Below are 24973 nucleotides of genomic sequence, written 5' to 3' on the forward strand. Positions count from 1 at the left end.
CGGCAATTCACGCATTTGCGACATTCGCTCCGACACCATGCGGCGGCGATGGCGATGCATCCGGCGACCCTGGGCGATGGAACCACGATCAATGCGCCAGCGGCGTGCGCCACCGCGAAACCGGCATTTGACGGTGCGGCGATGACGATGTTCCGCAAGCGGCGGCTTCGACCTGCCTGCCGCCCGCGATGCCGATCAGGTTGATCGTCTGGCCCGTGTCGCCGCGGCGCGCGCGATCATCCCCAGGCCGTCATCTTCCGCGCCTCCAGCGATGCCCCGAGCAGGCCGGGCGACCAATGAACAGCGGAGCAGCCGCCGGACCGCGCGCGCCCCGCTTATGCTTGGGTAAGCAGGCGGTGGCCTTTGGTCGTCGGAGCGGGCGGCGGGGGCATTAAAATCGGCCGATCCCGGCTCGCTGCGATGCGGTAGCCACGGCACCCGACCCCCACATTTTTGGCTAAATTTAATAAAAATCAAATAATACAGTATGTTGATATGTGACCTGCCCCGGTCGACGCAACAGCCGAAAAGCCCGGTTGACACATCTCGGAAATCAGCAATAACCTATGGTATCGTGTTACCGACACGTGATCTCCTTCCTTACGGGGCGATCCCCGTACTGGGCAGGCGATCACAGCGGCGACCTACCGGAAAGGTGGCGCCGGCGATTTTCGGAAGGGAGAGGGCGTTGTCCAAGAAGCTGTTTTTGTCGTCCGTCGCGGTGCCGGCGCTGCTGTTCTGGGCGGACGCCGCGCTGGCGCAGCAGGCCGATGCCAGCGCCGATTCCCCTGCCGCAGAGGCCGGGCAAGGTGGTCATCAGGGCTTTGCCGACATCATCGTCACCGCGCGGCGCGTGGAAGAGAATCTGCAACGGGTGCCCACCTCGGTCACCGCCGTCGATCCCGATTCAATGCGCCGCGAAAGCGTGCTGGCGGTGAAGGACCTGCAAAAGCTCGCGCCCTCGCTCAGCATCGCGTCCTACTTCAACGACATGAACGCGCGGTTCGCCGTGCGCGGTCTGGCGGCGGGCGTGACGACCTATTTCGCCGAAGCGCCGTGCTGCGGCGGCATCGCCAGCGCGCCCTTCCTCGACATCGCGTCGATTCAGGTGCTCAACGGGCCGCAGGGGACGCTGTTCGGCCGGTCGAGCGCCGCCGGCGCAGTCTTGATCACCCCGGAAAAGCCGAAGCTCAACGATTGGGGCGGCATGGTCGACATGACCGTCGGCACTTATGGCCGCGTCCAAGCGACGGGGGTGGTCAACATCCCGGTGATCGAGGATCACTTAGCCATCCGCTTTGCCGCGAACGCCAATCGAGTCGGCGGCTACACCAAGCAGTTCGGCACCAGCAAGCGGCTCGACGACGTCAACAACCAGCAATATCGCCTGGGGATCGCGTTCAAGGCGGGCGGTTTCGAGAACACGCTGTTCGCCTCCTACGAGAACATTGACCAGTCGGCGACAGGCATGGTGCTGTCCGGCTACAAACCCACCTATGCCTTCCCCGACAACGACAGCGATCCGACCAATGCCAACGGTTATCTGCTCGCCCTACAGCAGGAGGCGGCCCGATTGGCGCAGGGCGGCAGTAAGGCGGCGCGGATCACCGCCGCGCCCTATGACGGCCAGGCGCAATATACCCAGATGAAGCACGCAAGTGTCGTCAACAACACCCAGCTCGACGCGATCGATACCGGGCCGACCAAGATCAGCTTCAAGAACATCTTCTCCTTCGACTCGTTCACCTCGAACAGCGCGGGCAGCTACGACGGCGTCGGCGGCATCCTTCAGGAAGGCGCATTCGCGGCGGCGAACTACAGCAACTTCGGTTCGAACAATCAGGTCGGGACGCGGCTGGCGGCCAGGATCGGCCCGGCGCTACACACCTATACCGAAGAGCTTCAGATGCATGCCGAACTGTGGGACGGCCTGGTCAAGGCCAATGTCGGCGGGTTCTACCAATATCAGCGCGCGCCCGAGAACATGGACGGCACCACCAACGTCTACAAGCTGTTCAGCAACCCGGCGGGCTACGTCAACGCGGTCGGGTTCATCAAACGGTCGGTGGCGAAGGAAAAGGCGGTGTTCGGGCAGGCGACGCTCGACCTGTCCAAGGTCGGCATCGCCGGCCTCAGCCTGACCGGCGGCTATCGCTACAGCTGGTCCGATGCCGAGATGGAGACGATCACCCCGGTCAAGGATCCGGCCACCGGCACCTTCGTGCCGGGAACGACGTCGGCCAGCACGCACACCAAGAGCAAGGGTTACAACTACACCCTGTCCGTGCAGCAGCAGTTCACGCGCGACATCATGGGCTATGTCACCGCGACGCGGGCTTATGTGCCCGGCGGGGTGAACGCGATCGGGCAGGTTGGCCAGGCGCTGCCCGGCTACAAGCCGATCTACGATTCCGCGACGGTCAACACGCAGGAAATCGGGCTCAAGACCCAATTCTACCTGGGCGACGTGGCGGTGCGACTGAACGGCGCCGCGTACAACACCGACTACAAGAACATCGCCCAGCAACTGCTCGGTTTGGTCAACGGGGTGTCGTACCGATATCTGGCGAACATCGCCGCAGCGCAGATGCGCGGTGCGGAAGTGGCCGGCAGCGTCGTGTTCGACCGCAGCCTGACCGTCAATTTCGGCTATTCCTACAATCACGCGAAGTACAAGAAATGGACCGGCGCCGATCCGTTCAACGTCGCCAAGCCCGGCGATTCGGTGTGCGTGCCCGAATCGCCGACGGGGGTCTGTTTCCTCGATCTCAGCAACAACCCGCTGCCCTACATGCCCGAGCATTCGGGCAATGTGACGCTGCTCTATAACACGTCGCTGGGTCCGAAGGTCGGTGAGCTTGGCCTGTCGGCATCGTTGTTCACGCAGAGCCGGGTCTTTTACGTGACGGCCGCGGCGCGCGATCTTCAGCTCTATCCAGGCGGCCTCGAGGCGATTTCGCAAGCGGCCTACAGCACGGTCAACCTTCGCGCTGAACTGCGCGACGTGGCCGGTTCGGGCTGGAACACGGCGGTGTTCGTGACCAACCTGACCGACAAGCTCTACGCCACCGGCAAGGTCGCCCAGCTCCATACGCTCGGGTTCAGCGCCGCCAACTATGCGCCGCCGCGGATGGTCGGCCTGCAGGTCTGGAAGAAATTCTGATCGCGGAGGGATGACGATGCAACCGACCCCGAGCCTCGACGCTGGTCTCTCCGCCGAGCTGCGCGAGCGACTGGAGGCGCTCGATCTTTGGCAGAATGTCCGCGAGTTGCGGGATAACGGCTACACGATCATCCAGGATCCGGTGGCCCATGCGCTGACCGACCGCGTGCGCACGGCGGTGCAGCGGCTGGCTGCGGTTTCGGAAGGGCGCAACGCGGGGCGGCGCGCCGGTCTGCTGCTGGGGCGCGATGCGGTGTTTCCCGAGGCGGTAACGGTGCCCAAACTGCTCGCGCTGGTCGAATATCTGCTCGGGCGCGGCGCCTTGCTCAGTCAGCTGATCGGGACGGTGCGGCGCGCGCCGATCGAGGGCCTGGCCCTCCACGCCGACAACAGCTGGTTCCCCGCGCCGTTCCCGTCGTGGGAGATCATGTGCACCGCGTGCTGGGTAACCGACGACTTCACCAGGGAAAACGGGGCGACGCTGATCATTCCCGGCACGCACAAGCACAAGCATCACCCGCCGCGCGAAGTGCGCGAATCGCTGGACGGCGCCATCGCGATCGAGGCGCCGCCGGGATCGATCGCGCTGTGGGACGGATCGGTGTGGCACGGCAGCTACCCGCGCCAGACCGACGGCGAACGGGTGGTGCTGCACATGACCTATACCCGCATCGGGATGCAGCCGATCGACGACTACAGCCACCTCGACGACGCATGGCTGGCCGACAAGGACCCGCAACTGCGCGGCCTGCTGGGGCGCGACCTGTTCTTCCACTCGACCACCGAACGGAACGGATCGACCGACTTCGACCTGCTGATGAACACCTATCGGCTGGTCCACGGGCCGCAGGGCTATTGATCGATACCGGGAGCGCCGCGTGGGCGATCGCTCCCGGCCCCCCTTTACTCACCAGGTATCGATGAACGGGCGCTTCTTGCCGCTGCGCGGCGGCAGTGGCGTGCTTTCCAGCCCGGCGACGATCCGTGCGCGGGTGTCCGCCGGATCGATCACGTCGTCGAAATCGAACCCCATCGCCACGCTCAGTGCCTTGCCGTTCTCATAGAGTTCGGCGACGCGCCGCTTGTACCAGGCATCGCGCTCGACCGGATCGGTGATCGCCTCCATCTCCTTGCGGTAGCCGAGCTTGATCGCGCCCTCCAGCCCCATGCCGCCGAACTCGCCGGTCGGCCAGGACAGGGTGAAGAAAGACGCCTGGCTGTGCCCGCCGACCATCGCCATCACCCCCAGCCCATAGGCCTTGCGCAGCACGATCGAGAACACCGGCACGGTCAGATTGGGGCCGGTCACGAACATGCGGCAGCAATGGCGGATCAGCCCGGTCTTTTCGGCGTCCGGCCCGACCATGTTGCCCGGCGTATCCGCCAGCACGACGATCGGCACGTCATAGGCGTCGCACAATTGCATGAAGCGCGAGCATTTGTCCGCCGCGTCGCTGTCCACCGCGCCGCCCAGATGCGCGGAATTATTGGCGATCACGCCAACCGGTCGACCCTCGATCCGGGCGAGCGCGGTGATCGCGGCGCGGCCGAACTGCTGGCGCAGTTCGAGCACCGATCCGGTGTCGCACAGCGTCTCGATCACCTTGCGCACGTCATAGGCGCGCAAGCGGTTCTCCGGCACCATATGGCGCAGCAGCCGCTGGTCGGCGCACGTCCAGTCGTCGATCCGCCCCTGGAAATAGGACAGATAGCGTTTGGCGAAGCGCACCGCGTCGGCCTCGTCCTTCGCCACGATATCGACGACGCCGTTGGCGGATTGCACCGCGATCGGGCCGACCTCCTCCGGCGTGTAGATGCCCAGGCCACCGCCCTCGATCATCGCCGGGCCGCCGACGCCCAGCGTCGATCCCTCGGTCGCGATCACCACGTCGCAACAGCCGAGCAGCACCGCCGCGCCGGCAAAGCAGCGGCCGTTGGCGATGCCGATCTGCGGCACCAGCCCGCTGATCTTGCCCTGAAGACCGAATGCGCGGGTGTTGAACACGCCGCCGCCGGCCGGCCGATCGGTGTCGCCGGGCCGCCCGCCGCCGCTTTCCGCGAACAGGATCACGGGCAGCCGCCATTGCTCGGCCAACTCGTACATCCGGTCGGTCTTTTCGTGGTTCTTCATGCCCTGCGTGCCGGCGAACACGGTATAGTCGTAGGACATGATGATGCAGCGCGAGGCCTCTGCCCCGAATTGCGCGCGGTTGATGCAGCCGATGCCGGTGACCATGCCGTCGGCGGGGGTGGTGACGATCAGTTCATCCACTGACCGCCGCAGTCGCTGCCCGGCGATCACCAGCGATCCATATTCGACGAAGCTGCCGTCGTCGGCCAGGTCGGCGATATTCTCGCGCGCGGTGCGATAGCCGAACTTGTGCCGCTTCGCGACCGCGTCGGGCCGCGCGGCGTCAAGAGTCAGCGCGCGTCGTTCGAGGAACTGGGCCAGGTCGGGGCGAATGTGATCGGGATCGGGCAGCGTCGCCTCGGCCAGCACTTCTCCGGCCGCGTCGTCGGGGACGATGAGCGCGATCGCCGCGCCCTCCGCCAGCACCGTGCCGATCGCGGGCAGGATCGCGGCGATCGTCCCGCCGACGTCCGCGGTGACGACGTGTTCGAGCTTCATCGCCTCGACGATGGCAATCGTCTGGCCGGCGCGCACGACGTCGCCGGGCGATACCTGCGCCGACGTCAGCACGCCCGAGAGCGGCGCGGTGAGCGCGACGTGACCTGGTGGCACCACGGTCTGGCCCGCTTGTTCGGCTGTTGGAGCGGAGGCGAGGTGGACCGGCTCCAGCACATGCGCGGCGGCGCGCAGCGCGTCGATATGCTCTCCGACCAGCGTCGTCCGCAACTCCCCGGCGACGACCTGATCGTCGGCCAGCACCGCGCGCAGGAAGCCGATGTTGGTCGCCACCCCGTCGATCGCGAATTCGGCGAGCGCGCGATCGGTCGCCCTGAGCGCGGTCGCCCAGTCACCGGAGGGCAGGTGGACGATCACCTTCGCCAGCAGCGAATCGAAGCGCGGACTGACGGTATAGCCGCTGCGGCCATAGCCATCGACGCGGACGCCGGGGCCGGCGGGAGGTTCATAGCGGGTGATCGTGCCGGTCGCCGCGCGCGGCGTGCCGTCCTCGCCCATCTGCTCGGTGTTGACGCGCGCCTGGATCGCCAGCCCGCGCGGCGCAGGGATCGCGCCCAGCCCACACTCGTCGAGCGGCGCGCCGTCGGCGATCGCCAGTTGCAGCGCGACCAGATCGAGCCCGGTCACCGCCTCGGTCACGGTATGCTCGACCTGCAGCCGGGCGTTCGCCTCGATGAAATAGAAATCGGTGCCGTCGCGATCGACCAGGAACTCGATCGTGCCGACGCCGCGATAGGCGGTGGCGCGGCCCAGGGTCACCGCCGCCTCCAGCAGCCGGTCGCGGGTGGCGGGCGGCAGGAAGGGGGCGGGCGCGATCTCGATGACCTTCTGCCGCTGTCGCTGGAGCGAGCATTCTCGCTCCCACAGATGCGTGACGCCGCCGGCGCCGTCGGCGACGATCTGGACCTCGATATGGCGGGCATCGGGCAGGAACTGCTCGACATAGATGTCGCCCGAGCCAAAGCTGGCCTGCGCCTCCGACGCGCAGCGCGCGATCGTGTCGGCCAGCGCGGCGCGGTCGCCGACCGGGCGCATCCCGCGCCCGCCGCCGCCGGCCAGGGCCTTGACCATCAATTGCCCGCCAGGAGGCAATCGGTCGAACGCGGCGAGCGCCTGCTCGACCGTCACAGCGCCGTCGCTGCCGGCGAGCACCGGGATGCCGCTAGCCTGTGCGGCCATGCGCCCGGCTGTCTTGTCGCCCAGGCGCGCCAGTGTCTCGGGCGAGGGACCGACGAATATCAGGCCCGCCTCGGCACACGCCGTCGCGAACGCCGCCGATTCGCTCAGGAAGCCATAACCGGGGTGGACCGCGTCGCAGCCACTGTGCCGCGCCGCCGCGATCAGCGCAGGGATATCCAGATAGGCGGCCCCGCCCACGCCCGGAATCTCGGTCGCCTGATCGGCGCGCGCGGCATGGAGCGATCCGGCATCGTCGGCGGGATGGACCGCGACGGTGGAAATGCCCATCAGCGCGGCGCTGCGCATGACCCGGATGGCGATCTCGCCGCGATTGGCGATCAGCAGGCGCCGGATCATGCGGTTTCGCGTGCCAGCGTATCGTGGAGGTCGCGCAGCACGCGCAGGACCGGCTTGCTCGCCTGTCCCAGGCCGCCGCTGCGGGTCATGCGGCCGGCCACGATCATCGCGTCGCGGTGGACGTTGGCGGCGTGCAGATCGGCCTCACTTGCACCAGCGTAGATCAGGCGCGCGCCGGGCAGGGCGGCGGCATAGTCGCACACCAGCGTAAAGTCTGCGTCGTTCGGGCAGTCGAGGAAGGTGACCGTGCCGGCATGGATGCGTGCGGCCCAATGCGCGGTGGCATCGTCCGGCGGCACCGCGGTGAAGGTCTCGGACAAGGTGAAATCGGCATCGGCCAGGCTGTCGCGATGTTCGGCGACCAGCGCGGTGAGCACCGCCTTGATGCGATCGACCCATGCGGGACTGGCGAATTGCAGGGGTTGGCTCAACGACGTTTCTCCAGTTGTTCCAGGATATCCGCGTGCTTGGCGCGGGTCAGGTCGTACATCATCATGATGCTCATCGAGATGGTGGTGAAGACGAACAGCGCGGGGCCGTACAGCAGCGCCAGATGCACCGCAGCGTCGCGCGGCACGTGCGCGGCGTCGACTCCGCGCGGGAAATGGATGAGGTCGAGCGCCACGCCGGCCAGCGCCCCGCCGAGGCCGAGCGACGCCTTTCGAGTGAAGGCGCTCGCGCCGAACAGGAACCCCTCGCAGCGCCCGCGATAGCGCAATTCGTAGGCATCGGCGACGTCGGCCAGCATCGCGCCGGCGATCACCATCGCCGGTCCGCCCGCGAATCCGGCGAGAAAGGCGAAGGTGGTGAGCAGCGGCGTCAATACCGCGCCGCCGGTCGGGAACAGGCCGAGCTGGGCAAGCGTGATCGGGGCGACGTTGATCGCCACCGAGACCACCACCGAACTGATGTAGCCGATCTTCTTGTCGAGCCGGTCGGCCAGCGCGCGGGCGAGCAGCGACCCGGCCATGAAGCCGAACGCGGTGCCGAAGAACACCGATTGCACTCCCGCCGCCGACAGCTTCCAGTAGAAGGTGTTGACGTGCACCCCCAGCGCCGCCTGCACCCCGCCCAGCACGTAGGAGATCAGGATCGCGACGAAATAGATGGTGAAGGATCTGAGCTTGAACGCCTTGACGAGGTTCCCCAGCAGGCTTGCGGGTTCGGGCTCGGCCCGCGCCGCTACCGCGTGATAGACCTCGACCGCGCGCCGCTGCGTCGTCGCGGCGGATACCAGGATCGCGACGAATGCGACCACCGCGCAGGCCACGGCGAACGGCGGATAGCCGGCGCCGTTGAGCTGCCCTTGCGGAAAGCCCGGCACTGGCCGGAAGAAGATGCTGAACGCCAGCCACAACACCAGCAGCCGCCCGATAAAGGCGAAGATGTTGCGATAGCTGCTGACCGAGATGCGCTCTCGGAAATCGGTGCTGAGTTCGGCGCCCAGCGCCATGTGCGGCACGAAATAGAAGGACTGCATCAGCCGGCTGAACGCGGTGAAGCCGAGCAGCCAGCCGAACAGTCCCCATTGGCCAAGCGCCGCCGGGGGGCTGAACAACAGCCAGAGCGCGATGCCCAGCGGCAGCGGCGCGAGGTAGAGGAAGGGATGGCGCCGCCCGATCCGGGAGCGCAGATTATCCGAAAAATGCCCGATCAGCGGATCGACCAGCCCGTCGAACAGCAGCGCGATCAACAGCGCCAGCCCGACCAGTGACCCCGACAGGCCGATCACCTGGACATAGTAGAAGAACAGGAAGGTTTCGAGCGCGGCGGTCTTCACCCCCTCCGCCATTTCGCCCAGCCCATATCCCAGCTTCAAGCGGAACGACAACGAACGGGCCAGCCCGATCGGCGCGGCTCCGGCGCCCCCCGCGCGCAGGGGATCGTCGTCGCTGACGGCGGTCATCGCGGCCTGTGCCAACACGGTCTCCTTGGCGGCGCACCCGCTTTGCGCGAGCGTCGGTAATATGTTACCAAAGGTGGCGCATTGGCCCGCGTGCGTCAATGCCCTGCTATCATCTTGCCGCGTCGTCGCACTTGGGCAAAAGTAACGAACGCCTTAGATCGTGGGCGAGGGGAAGGCCAGAACGCATTCATGCCTGATTTCGAAGATCCACGAACCATCAAGCTGATCGACGCCGCGCGCCAGATCATCCGCGAGACCGGCACCTTTGACCTGCCGATGCGCCAATTGGCGGCGCGTGCGCAGGTGAGCCTGCGCACGCCCTATGAGATGTTCGGCTCCAAATCGGGGATCATCACCGCGATCCTGCGGCGCGACCAGGCGACTTTTCGGGTGATCGCGCGCGAGTTCAAGGCGAAGAACATTCTGGAGATCATGTTCGACCAGGCGATGGCCGGGGTCGAGTTCTACACCCACGAGCAATCATTCTACCGGGCGCTGTTTCGCGCCACGCAGGGCTATTCGGGTGCCGACGGGATCGAACCGGCGCGTGAGGTGCTGCCGCTCTACACCAACATCTGCCGGCGCGGGATCGAGGAAGGGCACATCCGGCCGGAGATCGGCCCGGCCGCGCTGGCCGGGACACTGACCGACATCTTTGCCGCCAATCTGCGCGACTGGTCGCTGAGCAATTTCGACATCATGCTTGCCGGCAACCGCATCTGCTATGGTTTTGCGATCGCGCTGGCGGGGGCGGTCGCCGATCCATGGGTGCCGCAGATTCGCGCCCGTGTGATCGATTTTCAGCGCGCCACGCAGGCGCTGGAGGAGGTCGAGCGGGTCCGTGCGGCCGAAGCGGCCCGCGCCGCCCAAGCGGCAGACGTGACGGCATAGCGCCGCGCGGCCCGCACGCTATTGCGATCGGGTGCCGTGGGCTGGCTAGGTCTTCGACAGCACCTCGCGATCGTACTGCTTGAAACCCTGCTTGCGCCCCAGGAACCTGCTCCGGCCCAGCAGATGCGAACACTCGGAGCTTTTGTCCGCGAATTCTCGATCGGATGCATCCTGATCCGCATGTAGGTGAAGCGCGTCGGCGCCTTTTCGTCCGGCCTGGCCGGTACGAGGCGGACGATCGCATCGCGCACCGCGTCGGCCAGCGCGGCGGCCTGCGGATCGTGCAGCACGGTGAGTCCACGCGCGCGCAGGTCGCGGACATTCTCCTCCAGACCCTGCGCCGCGATGCGCTGGTCGAGCGTCTGTCCGCCATCGGGCGAAACTATTGTGGTTGCCATCGCCATCCTCCCCGACTATTCTGGTAATAGGTTACCAAGGCCGTACCGAGTGGCAAAGCGCCTTCAAAGTCGCGCACCTGCACGACGCGAGATGACCAGGATGAGGAGAGCCATGGCGAGCACATCTTTGGCGACACCGGCCACGCAACCCTATCTGCCATTGGGCGGCGTGACGCTTGTCATCCCCGATCCGGGCGCGAGCGTGGCGGCGCGCTATTGTGGCCGCCTGTTCGCTGCTTTCGGGGCGGATGTGGTCCAGCCTGCGCCGGGCCCCGGCGCGGATGCCGCGATCGGCTATGGCGGTGCCGCCGGGGAAGCATTTGGCCGCTGGCTCGACCAGGGCAAGCGATTGATCAGCGCCGCCGATGCGCGAGCGGCGGCCGATCGGCTCGCCGGCCCGTCCTGTGCCATCATCGGCGCGGCGCCAGACGGCGCGACTGCCGACGATGCGCCGCTGATCGTTGATATCACCGCGTTCGGCCACGATGGCCCCTACGCCGGATGGAAGGCGCCGGCGCCGCTGGTCCAGGCGATGTCCGGGACCTGCCACAGCTTTGGCGAGGCGGGCGGCGCGCCACAGTTGCCGCAAGGGCACCAGACCGACATCATGACCGGCGCGACCGCGTTCATCGCGATCGCCGCCGCGCTGTTCGGCCGCGCGCGCGGCTATACCACCCGGCGGATCGAGGTCACCGAGCACGAAAGCGCCCTGTGCGTTGCAGAGGTATCGGCGATCGACCCGGCCGGGCGCGGCAGCGACAGCACCCGGCTAGGCGTCAACCGCTTCGTCCCCAGCTATCCGTGCGCGGTCTATCGCAGCGCCGACGGCTGGATCGGCGTCACCACGCTCACTCCCGGGCAATGGGCCGCGCTATGTGACGCGATCGACCGCCCAGACCTGGCCGCCGATCCGCGCTTCGCGACCACGCTGGAGCGGCTGAAGCACGCCGATGAGATCGACGCCGCGCTGCATGGTCCTCTGGCGACGCGCACGACGTCGGACTGGGTAACGCTGGGGATAGAGCGGCGCATCCCGCTGTCGCCGGTGCTCGATCATGCCGCGTTGCTCGACGATCCAATGTGGCGCGGGCGCGCGAGCTTCGTCGCGGTCGAGCCGGGACTGTCGGCGCCGGGCCTGCCTTTCCGGGTGAAGCCGGTGAGCGGATCGGGTCCGCCGCTCGCCGCCCTTCCGGCGACGCCCGCCGGCCCTCTCGCCGGGGTACGGGTCGTCGATTTCACCATGGGATGGGCCGGGCCGCTCGCCACCCGCCATCTGGCCGATCTGGGCGCGGACATCATCAAGATCGAATCCGACGCCTATCCCGACTGGTGGCGCGGCTGGGAAAAGAGCGTCGCCAGCGATCCGCCGTCGCACGAGATCAAGATGCCGTTCATGGCGGTCAACCGCAACAAGCGTGGCATCGCGCTCGACCTGCGCGATCCGCAGGATCTGGAGCGCGCGCGCGCGCTGATCCGCCGGGCCGATATCGTCATCGATAATTATGCCGCGGGAACGCTCGACAAGCTTGGCCTCGACACCGCCGAACTGCACCGGCTGCGCCCCGGCATCATCAGCATCGCGATGAGCGCCTTTGGCGGGCGCGGGCCGCTCAGCGGCATCCGCGGCTATGGGTCTACCGTCGAGCAGGCCTCGGGCCTACCGTTCGCCAACGGGCGCGCGGACTGGCCGCCGACGATGCAGCACGTCGCTTGGGGTGATCCGATCGCCGGGCTGTTCGGCGCGGTTGCCGCTATGGCGGCGCTGTCCGGCCAGGCGCGCAGCGGCGGAGTCGCGATCGATCTGTCGCAGGTGGAAAGCCTGTTCCAGGTCGGCGCCGATGCGTTCGTCGCGGCGCAGGTCAACGCCGGGCCCGTGCCGCGCCTCGGCTCGCGCCGTCTGACCCATGCGCCGTGCGGAGCGTTCGCCGCCGCCGGTGACGACGAATGGATCGCGATCGCCGTCGCCAATGTCGCGGAATGGCGCGCGTTGTGCGGCGTCATCGGGCGCGACGATCTGGCTACCGCCGGCGATCTCGATACGGTCGCCGGCCGCAACGCCGCGGCTGCGCGGATCGACGCGGCGATATCGGCGTGGAGCGCACGGCGAGGGCGCGCGGAAGCCGCTGGGCTGTTGCAGCGCGCCGGTGTCGCCGCGACGCCGCTCCATCGCGGCCGCGACCTGCTCGACGATCCCCAATTGCAGGCGCGCGGCTTCTGGCGGCACGCCGAACGCCGCTACCTCGGCCGCTACGTCCAGGCCGTCCCGCCCTATCGGCTCGACGGCGCGCGACCCGAGTTGAGGAAGGTGCCCCCGACGCTGGGGGAGCATACCGCCGAAGTGCTGGGCGAAATCGAGGATGTTGAAACCAGACAGGAGCTTGTCGGATGAGCGAATTGCGTACGATCACGCGCGCCGAGGTGCGCGAACACACGAACCCGATGTTTGTGCTGCGGCGCGAACTGGAGACGCGAGTCGACGGTCTCGGCTTGAAGGACAATGTACGCGACATCGAGGCCAACGGCTTCACCGTCGTCAAGGACGTGGCGACACCGGAGTTCACCGCGCGGCTGCGCGAAACGATCCTACGGCTCAAGGAGGACGGCGACGGCCCGGCGTGGACCGGCGGCGCCGCGGGGATGCTGCTCGACCGCGACCCGATCTTCGTCGAGGTGGTCACCAATCCCAAGCTTCGCGCGCTGGTCGAGGTGATGTGTGGGCAGGGCGCGATCCTGATGCAGTTGCTGGCGTCGGTGCGTCCGAAGGGCACGCCCGCGCTGCCGCTCCATGCCGATCAGAACTGGTTGCCGGCGCCGTTTCCCGAACACAACCAGATTTTCACCATGTGTTGGGTGATGGACCCGTTCACCCGCGAAGGCGGCGCCACCAGCATTATTCCGGGCAGCCACCGCAAGCGCCGCCACCCTACCAATGCCGAGCGCGATGCGATGGAGGGCGCGGTGGCGATCGAGGCCGACGCGAACTCGCTTGCCTGTTGGGACGGGTCGGTATGGCACGGCAACTACCCGCGCGCGCTTGAGGGCGAGCGCGTGGTGTTGCACATCACCTTTGGTCGGCTCGCGCTCCGCCCGGTCGAGAACTACGACTATCTCGGCGAGGACTGGCTGGCTGACAAGCCGGAGGCGCTGCGGATCATGCTCGGGCGGGAGGATTTTCTCGGCAAGTCGTCCGATTCCGGTTTCAACTTCGCCCTGACCCCCCGAACGTTCGACTGGGCGAAGAATTAGGGCTGGATGACGTTACGGGGCTTCGTCGCTGCGATCGGCGAAGCCCCACGGCGATCGGGCGGTTCCGCGCACCGCGCGGGCTTCCCCCGGTTCGCGATGACGAATGCGGCTGCGGCTGCCGGTCTCCCGCGCTACCGCTCCGGCGTGCAATCCCGCGCCAGCGAAGGGTGGGGCGACGTTTCCAACCACGCCCGCGCCTTTGCCAGAAAAGCCGGCGTCGCGGTCTCGGCGCAGCGGCGCAGCCAGCGGCGCGCGGCGTCGATGTCGCCCGCCGCGATCAACATCCGCGCGTGGTTGAACTGGCCGCGGAAATCGCCGCCCTCGGCGGCGCGCGCGTAATAGTCGGCGGCACGGGCCAGATCGCGCGCGACCACCCAGCCGTCCTCGTGAAAGCTGCCGATGTAATTGATCGCCTTGGCATTGCCCGATGCCGCCGCTTTCTCGAACCAGGCGAGCGCCGCCGCCTTGTCCTCCGCCACGCCATCCCCCAGCGTCAGCGCGGTGGCGTAATTGTACATCCCCCAGTCCAGCCCGCGCTCGGCGGCGATGCGGAAGCATTCGGCGGCGCGCGCCTTGTCGATCGCGACGCCCCAGCCAAGATCATAGCAGCGCCCGACCATGTTGAGCGCCAGCACATGGCCCTGCGCGGCGGCCTTGTTGAACCAGGCGAAGGCGTCGCGTGGTTCGCCGGCGTCGAGCCGCATCTGTCCCCACACCGCCTGCGCCTCGGCGACGCCCTGTTCCGCGCCCGCGCGAATCAGCGCCGCCCGCTCCTCCGGCGAACCGGACAGGCGGGCGGCGACGTCGTCGGGCGTGAGCGCGGACAGGTCGACGGTCAGAACTTGACCCCCAGCGTCGCGAACGCCGACCGGCCCGGCGCAATCGAGGCATAGTGCGCGGTATAGGCCTGCGGGAAATAGACCTTGTCGGTCAGGTTCTGCACGTTGACGCTGACGTCGACATGCTCGTTGATCGTGTAGCCGACGCGCGCGTCGAAGCGCCAATAGTCTGGCACGGTCAGGATGCGGGTCCTGGTCGCCGGGTTGACGGTGACGACGCCGGCGGCGGTCTGGGTGGCGCTGCGATTGTCCGAATAGCCGCCGAACACGCGGCTGGTGTAGAAGGCGCCGCCGCCCAGGCTCAGGCCCTTCAGCGGGGTGAGGTTGGCCCACAGGGTAAAGCTGTCGCGGGCGGTCTGCGGCGCCTGGCGGCCGTTGTTGACCGACGGGACCAGCACCGTCTTGGCGGGCTGCACCACGACACCGCCGACGCTGACCGCCGCGGCGGTCAGCGCGCTATAGCCGCCGTCGACGATCTTCGGATCGAGATGGGTGTAGCCGCCGAACACCGTCAGCCATTTGGTGACGTTGCCGTTGAAGCTGAACTCGATGCCGCGAATCCGGCGTTCGCCGATGAATTCGACCGTGTTGTCGGCGCCGGTGACGCGGGCGTTCTTGGTCTCGGTCTGGAACGCGGCCAGCGTTAGCGCGAGCTGTTCGTTGAAGATGTTGGCCTTGGCGCCGACCTCATAGCTCTTGGTCTTCTCGACCTTGAGGCTGTCGAGCAGCGCCAGGTTGGCCGCCGTCGTCGTCGTCGGCAGCGCGTTCGATTCCTGGCCCTCGCCGAGCAGGCTGTTCGGCGGGGTCGCGGCGGTGGCGTAGCTGGCGTAGAGCGAGCTGTTGGCGGTCGGCTTGAACACCAGGCCCGCCTGCCAGTTGAACAGCTTGTCGTTGCGCTTGAGCGAGACGGTGCTGGTCGCGGTCGCCGCTTGGCCCGGCGTCACCTTCGACGTGAAGTCGTCGTAGCGCACGCCCAGGTTGAGGATCAGCTGCGGGATCAGCGTGATCGAATCGAAGCCATAGACCGACACGGTGCGCGCTTCGTTCTGGGATTCGGTGATGCCGCCGCTCTTGACGATCGGTGTGACGACGCTCGACGTGTCGCTGGCATAGTTGGCCCACGGATCGTTTGCGTCGGGATTGAACAGGCTGGTGCAATAATAGCGTGCGATCGCCGCCGGGGTGCAGCGCGGACTGATCGACGATCCGCTGGCGGACACGAACGTGCCGCGACGCGCCTTTTCCCAGCTCAGCTCGACGCCGGCGGCGATGCTGTGCTTGATCGCCCCGGTGTTGAATGTGCCGAACAGGTCGGTCTGGTTGGCCAGTGTTTCCGAATAGCCATAGCGGGTGTTGCCGCGCCGCCAGACCAGTCCGCCGGCGGTGGCGGGGGCGGAGGCGTTGGTGCCATAGACGTTGCCCTGCTGGTCGTCCGGCTGGGTGTAGATGTAGTTCTGCTCGTTATAGCTGTACCGCGAGCTGTTGCGCAGCGTCAGCGTGCCGAAATCATGTTCCGCGCGCAGGCTGGCCTGATGTGTGAAGGCATCGCGGAAGTCGCGGCTCTTCAGCCCGTAATAGGTGTTGCGGTCGACCGTGCCGGTGACGCCGCCGATCGTGGTGATCGTCCCGATCGCCGGCTCGACATAGATCTCGCCGGTGCCGGGCATGTTGCCAGCGGTATAGAGATAGGGGATGCCCGCATCGGGCAGTTCGTGGCTCTCGAGATAATAATAGGCGGCGGTCAGGCGGGTGTCGCCGCCCAGGCCGATGGTGACCGACGGCGCGACGCCCCAGCGCCGCGACCAGATGTCATCGCGGCCGGCGACGTCTTGGTCGTGCCACATCGCGGCGATGCGCACGCCGACGCCTTCGCCCAGATAGCGGTTCACGTCGATCGCGGCGTGCTTGTAGTCGGCGGTGCCATAGCTGCCGGTCGCGCGGATGAAGTCGGTCGCCTGCGGCGTCTTGGTGACGATGTTGATCGATCCGCCGGCGCTGCCACGCCCGCCCAGCGTCGAATCGGAACCGCGCACCACCTGGACCTGCTCGATGGCGAAGGTGTCGCGCGATTGCGCCGCGCCGTCGCGCACGCCGTCGACGAAGGTCGATCCTTGGCTGTCGAAGCCGCGGATGAACGGGCGGTCGCCGACCGGATTGCCGCCCTCGGCCGCGCCAAAGGTGATGCCGGGCACCGTGCGCAGCGCGTCGGCGAGCGTGGTCGATCCGGACTGTTCGATCACGTCCTTGGGCAGGACCACCACCGAACGCGGCGTGTTGACCACCCGCGCGATCGCCTTCGGCCCCTGAAGCTCGCTGTTCTCGAGCTGGCCGGTGACCAGGATGTCGTCGCGATACTGCGCGCCGTTGTCGTCGGCGGTGCGATCCTGCGCGCGGGCGTCATCGCGGCCGGCGACCGGCTCGTCACGATCGGCGGCCAGCGCCGGCGCGGTGGCGATGAAGCCGACGCAGGACAGAGCGAGAAACGATGCGCCCGAACGCGCGACGGTTACAGACATTCAAAACCCCTTTGTTCGCCCCGGCGGCCAGCGATGTTTGCCGGCCGCCGTGATAGTTCTAAGTCGCATTAGCTTTTCATCGTCGGAGAGGCGGACATGCACGCCCTCGGCCGCCGCATTTGAAGGCTAATGAGAATTGATCGCAGCAACGGCGCCTTTACGCCTCGCGGCGCCGGGGTCAACCCCCTCCCGCGTTTGTGTGGCGCGGTTCGCGCGCGCCGGCGCCGGGAACGGCGCGATCAGGCGAAGGAGGCCGGGGGGGGCGGGCGGCGGGGCCGCGGGGGCGGTGACGGGCGCCGCCGCCTGATCAGCGCGAATCGGTGTCGACCGCCGCGGAGGCGCCGCGCGGCTCCGTCGGGTCGGCTGCGGCTCGCGGTGTTCGCCCGATCGTCCAGTTCTTCCTCAGCCGGACGATCGGATTGGGCGCGCACCAGATCTCGCCCCCGTCGTCGAGCGCGGTGACCCAGACCAGATCATGTTCCTGGCTGTAATCGATGACGGCGATGGCATAGCCGTCCCCCTTGCCGATCACATGGAGCGGAATCGGCGGATCGAGTTGGGTGAACATGCGCGTTCCGTTCTGGGGGGCGATCCGCAACTCAGTCTTTCCGCTCGAGCTTCTTCTCGACTTCGGCGGCCGCTTTCTCTTCCTTCTTGCGGCGTTCGAACACGCGCCGCATCTCGCGGATATCGGCGGCGCTCAGATGCTTTTCGGCGGCGATGAACTGCTCCTGCTCCTCCTCGCCGATGTGGTGGAGATATTCGTCCTTCAACCCGGCGAACCGCCGCAGCCAGCCGGGCGAGGCCATGTCGCGCGCCGCGAGGTCGCCGAGCATGTCGTCGATCTCCTTGTGTTCGGCGACGGCATGGCGGGCGACGTCGGTGGTGTCGGGATCGCGCAGCACGGTCGACCACAGCGCCTGTTCCTCGGCGGCGGCGTGGGCCTTGAGCTCCCTGGTCAGCTCGACGAACAGCGTCTTGCGGTCGGGGGACTTGCCGGTGGTCTCACCGATCATCGCCAGCAGCGCGCGGTGGCGATCGTGATCCTCGACCAGTCGCCCGAACAGGTCCGGGTTGCCGCGAAACGGCGTCCTGGGCGTGCTGCCGATGCGCGCGGCGACATCGGGGGCGACCGCCTTGGCCTTGGCGATCGCGTCGGCCTTGGCGGCGGCGGGGGCTTTGCGCTTCGGAGCACGCGCTCCGGCAGTCCGTGTTGCCATGCTTTTCTCCTGTTCAGGCGAGATCGCGGACCTTGGGCTCGCGCGCCCAGTGGCGTTTCACCCCGGCCTTCATGAAGTCCTCGACCGGCACGACCCCGTCGTCGGGCGTGACGTTGGCCTTGTCGAGCAGCACCTGCGTTCCCTGGCAGTGCGCGATGGTCTTGCAATGGCCGAACGCGTCCATGAACCATTGCACCGCCGCCCCGTCGCCGGCCAGCTTCGCCGCCTGATCGGGCATCAGGATCGATGCCACCGCGTCGAACAGCACCGAAGGCGATCCGGCTAGCTGTCCGTCGGCCTTGAGCGTGCCGCCCTTGACCTTGATGCCGCCGACCTTTGGCGCGACGAGGAACACGCTGCCGCCGCCCTTTTCGATCTCTCCCTTCAGCGTGTCGATCGCCGCCTTGTCCGATCCTTCTGCGAACAGGATCGCGACCTTGCGGCCCTTGAGCGTCGGCTGCGCCTGCTTCTGGATCGACAGCGCGTCGGACGGCGTCATGTCGATCGGCGCCCGCGCCGCCTTGGCCTTTTCCGGCAGGTCGATCGCCAGCCCGGCGGCGACCCGGCGGGCCAGATCCTCGTCGACGTTGCGCAGCCGCGAAACGACGCGGGCGCGGACGTGGTCGAGTTGCACCTTCGACAATTCGAACACCAGCGCGGAGGCGATATGCGCCTGCTCATTGTCGGTCTGCGAACGATAGAACAGCCGCGGCTGGCTGTAATGGTCGGCGAACAGCTCCGCGCGGACGCGCAGCTTTTCCGTAGGATCGTTTCGCTCGTCGTTCGCCGTAAAGGTGGTGAAGCCGGTTTCGGGGCAGGCGCGCGGGCCGCCGCTCTCGCCCGCCTCGGCCAGGCTGTTGGGCTCGTAGTTGGCGCGACCGGTCGGCACCAGCGTCTGCATCATCCCGTCGCGCTGGAAATTGTGGAACGGGCATTTCGGCGCATTGATCGGGATCTGGTGGAAATTGGTCGTCCCCAGCCGCGATTTCTGCGTGTCGAGATAGGAGAACAGCCGCCCCTGCAGCAACGGATCGTTGGTGAAATCGATGCCGGGGATGATGTTGGTCGGCAGGAACGCGGCCTGTTCGGTCTCCGCAAAGAAATTGTCGACGTTGCGGTTCAGCGTCATGCGGCCGATGATCGTGACCGGGATATCCTCCTCGGGCACCAGCTTGGTCGCGTCGAGCACGTCATAGGGCTGCGCCGCCGCCCAGTCCTCGTCGAACACCTGTATCCCCAGATCCCATTGCGGATGGTCGCCCGCCGCGATCGCCTCGAACAGGTCGCGGCGGTGGAAATCGGGGTCGGCGCCGGCGATCTTGACCGCCTCGTCCCAGCACGTCGACGCGATGCCCAGCACCGGCTTCCAGTGGAACTTGACGAAACGGCCCTCGCCGGACGCGTTGACCAGGCGGAAGCTATGGACCCCGAACCCCTCCATCATCCGCAGCGAGCGCGGGATCGCCCGGTCGGACATCGCCCACATGATGGTATGCATCGATTCGGGCATCAGGCTGATGAAGTCCCAGAAGGTGTCGTGCGCCGACGCCGCCTGGGGGTATCCGCGATCCGCCTCCATCTTCACGCTATGGATCAGATCGGGGAACTTGATCGCATCCTGGATGAAGAACACCGGGATATTGTTGCCGACCAGGTCCCAGTTGCCGGTGTCGGTATAGAGCTTCACGGCAAAGCCGCGCACGTCGCGCGGCGTGTCGACCGATCCCGCGCCGCCGGCGACGGTGGAGAAGCGCGCGAACACCGGACAGCGATTGCCAGCCTTCTGAAACAGCGACGCCTTGGTCAGTTCGGGAATCGCCGTGGTGCATTCGAACACGCCGTGCGCGCCCGATCCGCGCGCGTGGACGATCCGTTCGGGGATGCGTTCGTGGTCGAAATGGAAAATCTTCTCGCGCAGGACGAAGTCTTCCAGCAGCGTCGGGCCGCGTTCCCCGGCGCGCAGGCTGTTCTGGTTGTCGGCGACGCGGTGGCCGAAATTGTCGGTCAGGTGCGCCGTGCCGTCACCGTGATCGGCGTCGGCCGGAACGTCCTGATGCAGTTCGCCCCCGGCGCCGATGCGAGGGGCGGGGTCAGGCCGGCCGGCGCCCGGGGCATGGTGACCGAGCGCGTTGGTCAGGCTGGGCGAAGAATCCGACTTTGGCATCCACAGTCTCCCGGCATTTTCTGTTCTATTCGGCGGGAAGCTGCCCGCCCCGACGGGTCGGTGCTGGCCGAACCCGAACTGCACGCGTAAACACTTGATTCTGTTGAGCGGTTCCGCACGAACGGGCCAAATGGCAACTTAAATAATCGTATGGAATCGGTTACGGATTCTGGCGCTTTCACCCGTTTTACCTGCGCCGGAGGCGCTGGGCGGATCGGCCGTGCGCGCGCTGTCGCTCCGGTCGCCGTATCGATCATGGCCCCGGAACGGCGTCCGATTCGCCCGAACCCGATCGGGCCGGCGCACCTGATCGCGGCGGCGAATTATTTTATCATATATTGTATCTTTTTCGGGCCCCGATCTTGACTCGGTAGGAAGCTTTCGGTTCCGTCCGCGCCACGGTATCGTCACGAACGCGGTGCCAAATGGGGGAATGGCATGTCGCGACGTTTGATGATTTCCGCGCTGATGACTGCGCTGGTGACGCAGCCGCTGATGGCGCAGGATCTGTCCAATTACAGTCCGGAGGCGATGGAGCGCGAAGTCGCCCAGCGCGCGGTGACGCGGCTGGCGGTGATGGTGCCGATGCGCGACGGCGTGCGGCTGTCGACCAACATCTTCACCCCGCGCGATGCCAAGGGGCCGCTGCCGACGATCCTGTGGAAGACCCCCTATAACGAGCACAAGCTGCGCGGATCGACGCTGCGCTACGCCGTCGAGGCGGTGCGCCGCGGCTATGTGTTCATCGTCCAGAACGAGCGCGGCCGCTATTTCTCCGAGGGCAAGTACGAGATCCTCGGCAAGCCGCAGACCGACGGCTACGATACGCTGAGCTGGATCGCGGCGCAGAACTGGTCGAACGGCAAGGTCGGCACGCTGGGCTGCTCCTCCTCGGCCGAATGGCAGCTGGCGCTGGCGGGCATGAAGCACCCGGCACACGCCGCGATGGTGCCGATGTCGGCGGGCGCGGGCATCGGCAAGGTCGGCCGGTTCGAGGAACAGGGCAACTGGTACACCGGCGGCGTGCCGCGCAACCTGTTCTTCGTCTGGCTCTACGGCGTCGACAACCCGCTGCGCGCCGAGCTTCCCCACGATCTGGATGAGGCGACGCGGGCGCGGGTCGCCGCCTACAACGATCTCAACGCCACCAAGCCCAAGGTCGACTGGAACAAGCAGATCAAGCACCTGCCGGTCGATCAGATGCTGACCAGCATGGGCGAACCGCCGGCGACGTTCGAACAGTTCATCGACCGCACGCCGGCCGATCCGGGCTGGCGCCAGGGCGGTCTTTACCACGACGACATGGGCTGGGGCGTGCCGGCCTTGTGGTTCAACACCTGGTACGACGTGTCGATCGGGCCGAATCTCGAGCTGTTCAACCACGCGCGCACGGCCGGCAGCACCGCGACGGTGCGCGACAACCAGTATGTGATCAACGCGCCGATGCCGCACTGCCAATATGCGCGGATGGGGCCGAACACGGTGGTCGGCGAGCGGCCGATGGGCGACACCAGCTTCGACGTCGACGGCACCATCTTCAAATGGTTCGATCGCTGGCTGAAGGGGGAGACGGGCAAGTTCCCCAGCACCACCCCGCGCGTCCAATATTATGTGATGGGCGAAAACAAGTGGAAGACCAACGCGTCGTGGCCCCCGGTCGGGACCAAGATGATGCGCTTCTACCTGCGCAGCGGCGGGCAGGCGAACGGCCTGTGGGGCAACGGCCGCCTCGATACCGTGGCGCCGGGCAAGGAGCCGGGTGACCGCTACAGCTATGATCCGGCCAATCCGGTGCCGACGGTCGGCGGCGGCGATTGCTGCAACGGCGGTATCGTCGTCCCCGGCGCGTTCGATCAGCGCGGTGTCGAATCGCGTGGCGACGTGCTGGTCTACACCAGCGATCCGCTGACCAAGCCGATCGAGGTCAGCGGCTTCATCGACGCGGTGCTGAAGGTCTCGTCGAGCGCCAAGGATACCGATTTCGCGGTCAAGATCGTCGACGTCGCGCCAGATGGCACCGCCTGGATCATCGGCGACACCATCTTTCGCGCGCGCTATCGCGACGGCTTCGACAAGCCGGCGCCGATGGAGGCGGGCAAGACCTACACGATCAAGCCCTCGCCGATCGCGACCAGCATCCAGTTCGGTGCGGGCCACCGCATCCGGGTCGAGGTCACCTCGTCGAACTTCCCCAAGTTCGTACGCAACCTCAACACCGGCGGGCCGAACGAGAGCGAGAGCAAGGGCGTGGTCGCCGACAACGTCATCCACCACGACGCCGACAACCTGTCCTACATCGACCTGCCGGTCGCACCGTGACGGTCGCCCCGCTTCGGCGGGGCGCCATCATCAATCAATCATAACAGCCGGCGCCCGGATCGGGCGCCGTTGGGGGAAATCGCCATGAAGATTACACCGGCCGCCCGGATGGGACTGTCCGCTCTCGCGCTTGCCGCCGCCACATCGGCGGTGGCGCAGGAGCGTGAGGACCGCACGCTCCTCAGTCAGGAGCAGATGACCTCGATCATCAACGAGGTGTCGGGCGACCGGATGATGCAGCATGTGCTGGAACTGGTGCCCTACCAGCGCGTGCGTCCGCCGTCGGAATATGACGCGCCGTACCGCGAAAGCCGCGTCATCAGCGAGAAGGCCAAGGAATATGGCTTCACCAACGTGATCGTCGAGACGTTCGGCGACGTGCCGCAGGCATGGCAGCCGACCGTCGGCGAGCTGTGGCTGACCACGCCGAAGAAGGTGAAGCTGTTCGACATCCACGACGTCGCGCTCAGCCTCGCCTCGCTCAACGCCAACGGCGATCTTTCCGCCGATCTGGTCAATGTCGGCTTTGGCCGGGCCGAGGATTTCGCCGGCAAGGACGTCAAGGGCAAGTTCGTGCTGACGTCGGGCACCACCGGTCAGGTCTACAATCTCGCGATCGAGCGCGGCGCGATCGGCGTGCTCGGGCTGTCGACGATGGGGGCGCAGCGTGCGATCGACTATCCGCGCAGCATCGTCTCCTCGACGGTCAACGCCAAGCCGGGCACGGTGGCGTGGTCGATCACGCCGGAGGTGCGCGGCTATCTCGAATCGCTGATCCTGCGCGGCGAGAAGCTGAGCATCCGCTCGCTGACCAAGAGCGTCCAGGTGCCGGGCAAGAACGAATATGTCCACGCCGAGATCGCCGGCGACGGGTCGAGCACGCAGGAGGTGGGCATCGCCTGCCATCTGTACGAAGGCGTGATCAAGCAGGGCGCGAACGACGACAATTCGGGCTGCGCGATGACGCTCGAGGTCGGCCGCGCCTACATCAAGCTGGTCAAGGAGGGGAAGCTCCCCGCGCCGCGCCGCACGATCAACTTCCAGTTCGTGCCGGAGATTTCGGGCACCAACGCCTATCTCAACAAATATCCCGCCAAGACCAAGGCGATGATCGGCACGCTCAACTTCGACATGGAAGCGATCCGACTGATCGACAGCCGCGCGTCGTGGCTGATGCACCGCACGCCCGATACCTTCCCGTCGTACCTGAACGACATCGGTCAGAGCATGATGGAATATGTGTCGGACATCACGCGCGAGCGGATCCGCTTCCGCCGCGCGTTCGCCGGCTATGCGCCGACCCAACCGGTCGAATCGCCGCACGGGTCAAAGGACGCCTTCTACATCAAGGTCGACAAGCATTACGGCTCGTCCGACCACGTCACCTACATGCAGCACGGCATCCCCTCGATCATCTTCAACACCTGGCCGGACATGTGGTACCACTCGTCGGACGACACCCCCGACAAGCAGGACCCGACCCAGTACAAGCGCGCCGGCGTGGTTTCGCTGGGCGCGCTGGTCGCGCTGGCGACCGGTTCGGATGATCTCGCCGCGCGCGTCGCCGCCGAGAATCTGGCGCGCGGCACCGGCCGCATGAGCGAGGCGCAGGTCAAGGGCCTCGGCTATATCTCGGATGCCGGGCCGGCCGGCCTGACCACCGCCTATCGCGAGGCGCAGAACGCGATCCGCCACCAGGCGGAGATCGAAAAGGCGGTGCTCGCGTCCGCGAACGTGATGTGGACCGATCCGGCGGCGGGCAGGAAGAAGGTCGCCGCGTTCGCGCCGCTGATCGACAATCGCGCCAACGTCCTGCTGGCGGAGGCCAAGGCGACCTATCAGCTCGCCGCCGCCCAGCGCGGTGTCGCCGCTGCTGAGCCAGTGCTCACCGCCGAGGAGCGCGAGGCGTCGACGCTGGTGGTCAAGCCCGGTCCCAACGCGCTGAAACCCGGCACGCGCGGCGCGCCGCCTCCCGGCCCGAACCTGCCCGACGAATATATGGCCGAGTTCCAGATACTGTTGAATCGCGGCAACACCACCGTGCTGCAAATGCGCGATTTTCTGTCCGGCGAGTTTACGCCGCTGGCGCTGGCCGACCTGATGGCGACGCTGAAAGCGCGCGAGGCCG

At 66.9% G+C, this 24973-nt stretch carries 15 protein-coding genes; 7 read left to right on the forward strand and 8 right to left on the reverse strand.

Going from position 1 to position 24973, the window contains the following annotated elements:
* Window positions 1-688: 688 nt before the first annotated feature.
* Together VNR91_RS06610 and VNR91_RS06615 are read left to right on the forward strand one after the other, a co-directional pair.
* The gene (locus tag VNR91_RS06610) at window positions 689-3163 is read left to right on the forward strand and encodes a TonB-dependent receptor (protein ID WP_325489978.1); all 2475 of its coding nucleotides are present in this window, start codon (window positions 689-691) and stop codon (window positions 3161-3163) included.
* A gap of 16 nt (window positions 3164-3179) precedes the next feature.
* Entirely contained in the window at window positions 3180-4022 is an 843-nt protein-coding gene (locus tag VNR91_RS06615) for a phytanoyl-CoA dioxygenase family protein (protein WP_325489979.1), read from the forward strand.
* Window positions 4023-4070: 48 nt separating this feature from the next.
* Here the strand turns inward: VNR91_RS06615 and VNR91_RS06620 are convergent, their stop codons facing one another.
* From VNR91_RS06620 to VNR91_RS06630, 3 genes are read right to left on the reverse strand one after another with little or no spacing between them, the layout of a single operon-like run.
* Window positions 4071-7346 carry a carboxyl transferase domain-containing protein gene (locus tag VNR91_RS06620; RefSeq protein ID WP_325489980.1) on the reverse strand — a complete coding sequence of 1092 codons (3276 nt, stop codon included), beginning with the start codon at window positions 7344-7346 and terminating at the stop codon, window positions 4071-4073.
* Window positions 7343-7777: a hypothetical protein gene (locus tag VNR91_RS06625; protein WP_325489981.1), complete on the reverse strand. Its 435-nt coding sequence runs from the start codon at window positions 7775-7777 to the stop codon at window positions 7343-7345. Before VNR91_RS06625 ends, VNR91_RS06620 begins: the two co-directional genes overlap by 4 nt.
* The gene (locus tag VNR91_RS06630; RefSeq protein WP_325489982.1) at window positions 7774-9267 is read right to left on the reverse strand and encodes an MFS transporter; all 1494 of its coding nucleotides are present in this window, start codon (window positions 9265-9267) and stop codon (window positions 7774-7776) included. The genes VNR91_RS06625 and VNR91_RS06630 overlap by 4 nt, the downstream gene beginning before the upstream one ends.
* Window positions 9268-9441: 174 nt before the next feature.
* Here VNR91_RS06630 and VNR91_RS06635 point away from each other — a divergent pair, with 174 nt between their 5' ends.
* The 3 genes from VNR91_RS06635 (at window position 9442) to VNR91_RS06645 (ending at window position 13787) form a co-directional block, all read left to right on the forward strand.
* Window positions 9442-10143 carry a TetR/AcrR family transcriptional regulator gene (locus tag VNR91_RS06635; RefSeq protein WP_325489983.1) on the forward strand — a complete coding sequence of 234 codons (702 nt, stop codon included), beginning with the start codon at window positions 9442-9444 and terminating at the stop codon, window positions 10141-10143.
* Between the two features lie 510 nt (window positions 10144-10653).
* Window positions 10654-12930 carry a CoA transferase gene (locus tag VNR91_RS06640; RefSeq protein ID WP_325489984.1) on the forward strand — a complete coding sequence of 759 codons (2277 nt, stop codon included), beginning with the start codon at window positions 10654-10656 and terminating at the stop codon, window positions 12928-12930.
* Window positions 12927-13787 carry a phytanoyl-CoA dioxygenase family protein gene (locus tag VNR91_RS06645; protein WP_325489985.1) on the forward strand — a complete coding sequence of 287 codons (861 nt, stop codon included), beginning with the start codon at window positions 12927-12929 and terminating at the stop codon, window positions 13785-13787. The genes VNR91_RS06640 and VNR91_RS06645 overlap by 4 nt, the downstream gene beginning before the upstream one ends.
* A gap of 131 nt (window positions 13788-13918) precedes the next feature.
* Here VNR91_RS06645 and VNR91_RS06650 read toward each other — a convergent pair whose 3' ends face one another.
* The 5 genes from VNR91_RS06650 to VNR91_RS06670 form a co-directional block, all read right to left on the reverse strand.
* On the reverse strand, window positions 13919-14491 hold the full coding sequence (locus tag VNR91_RS06650) for a tetratricopeptide repeat protein (protein ID WP_325489986.1): 573 nt from the start codon (window positions 14489-14491) through the stop codon (window positions 13919-13921).
* 131 nt (window positions 14492-14622) lie between these two features.
* Window positions 14623-17142: a TonB-dependent receptor gene (locus VNR91_RS06655; protein WP_325489987.1), complete on the reverse strand. Its 2520-nt coding sequence runs from the start codon at window positions 17140-17142 to the stop codon at window positions 14623-14625.
* A gap of 307 nt (window positions 17143-17449) precedes the next feature.
* Window positions 17450-17710: a hypothetical protein gene (locus tag VNR91_RS06660; protein WP_325489988.1), complete on the reverse strand. Its 261-nt coding sequence runs from the start codon at window positions 17708-17710 to the stop codon at window positions 17450-17452.
* 31 nt (window positions 17711-17741) lie between these two features.
* Window positions 17742-18362, reverse strand: coding sequence for a hemerythrin domain-containing protein (locus VNR91_RS06665; RefSeq protein ID WP_325489989.1), 621 nt, complete (start codon window positions 18360-18362; stop codon window positions 17742-17744).
* A 13-nt stretch (window positions 18363-18375) separates the two neighbouring features.
* Entirely contained in the window at window positions 18376-20526 is a 2151-nt protein-coding gene (locus VNR91_RS06670; protein WP_325489990.1) for a catalase, read from the reverse strand.
* A gap of 438 nt (window positions 20527-20964) precedes the next feature.
* On the opposite strand from VNR91_RS06670, the gene VNR91_RS06675 reads away from it, so the two are divergent.
* Together VNR91_RS06675 and VNR91_RS06680 are read left to right on the forward strand one after the other, a co-directional pair.
* Window positions 20965-22845, forward strand: coding sequence for a CocE/NonD family hydrolase (locus tag VNR91_RS06675; protein ID WP_325489991.1), 1881 nt, complete (start codon window positions 20965-20967; stop codon window positions 22843-22845).
* Window positions 22846-22929: 84 nt separating this feature from the next.
* Window positions 22930-24973 (forward strand): M28 family peptidase (locus VNR91_RS06680; protein WP_325489992.1); only part of this gene is annotated, 2044 nt, incomplete at its 3' end.

The organism is Sphingomonas sp. (assembly GCF_035555815.1).
In the GTDB taxonomy this organism is placed as follows: domain Bacteria; phylum Pseudomonadota; class Alphaproteobacteria; order Sphingomonadales; family Sphingomonadaceae; genus Sphingomonas.

Coding starts and splice junctions, on each gene's coding strand:
- VNR91_RS06615 (WP_325489979.1), top strand. CDS start 3,180: ATGCAACCGACCCCGAGCCTCGACGCTGGTCTCTCCGCCGAGCTGCGC.
- VNR91_RS06620 (WP_325489980.1), bottom strand. CDS start 7,346: ATGATCCGGCGCCTGCTGATCGCCAATCGCGGCGAGATCGCCATCCGG.
- VNR91_RS06635 (WP_325489983.1), top strand. CDS start 9,442: ATGCCTGATTTCGAAGATCCACGAACCATCAAGCTGATCGACGCCGCG.
- VNR91_RS06640 (WP_325489984.1), top strand. CDS start 10,654: ATGGCGAGCACATCTTTGGCGACACCGGCCACGCAACCCTATCTGCCA.
- VNR91_RS06645 (WP_325489985.1), top strand. CDS start 12,927: ATGAGCGAATTGCGTACGATCACGCGCGCCGAGGTGCGCGAACACACG.
- VNR91_RS06650 (WP_325489986.1), bottom strand. CDS start 14,491: ATGCGGCTCGACGCCGGCGAACCACGCGACGCCTTCGCCTGGTTCAAC.
- VNR91_RS06655 (WP_325489987.1), bottom strand. CDS start 17,142: ATGTCTGTAACCGTCGCGCGTTCGGGCGCATCGTTTCTCGCTCTGTCC.
- VNR91_RS06660 (WP_325489988.1), bottom strand. CDS start 17,710: ATGTTCACCCAACTCGATCCGCCGATTCCGCTCCATGTGATCGGCAAG.
- VNR91_RS06665 (WP_325489989.1), bottom strand. CDS start 18,362: ATGGCAACACGGACTGCCGGAGCGCGTGCTCCGAAGCGCAAAGCCCCC.
- VNR91_RS06670 (WP_325489990.1), bottom strand. CDS start 20,526: ATGCCAAAGTCGGATTCTTCGCCCAGCCTGACCAACGCGCTCGGTCAC.
- VNR91_RS06675 (WP_325489991.1), top strand. CDS start 20,965: ATGTCGCGACGTTTGATGATTTCCGCGCTGATGACTGCGCTGGTGACG.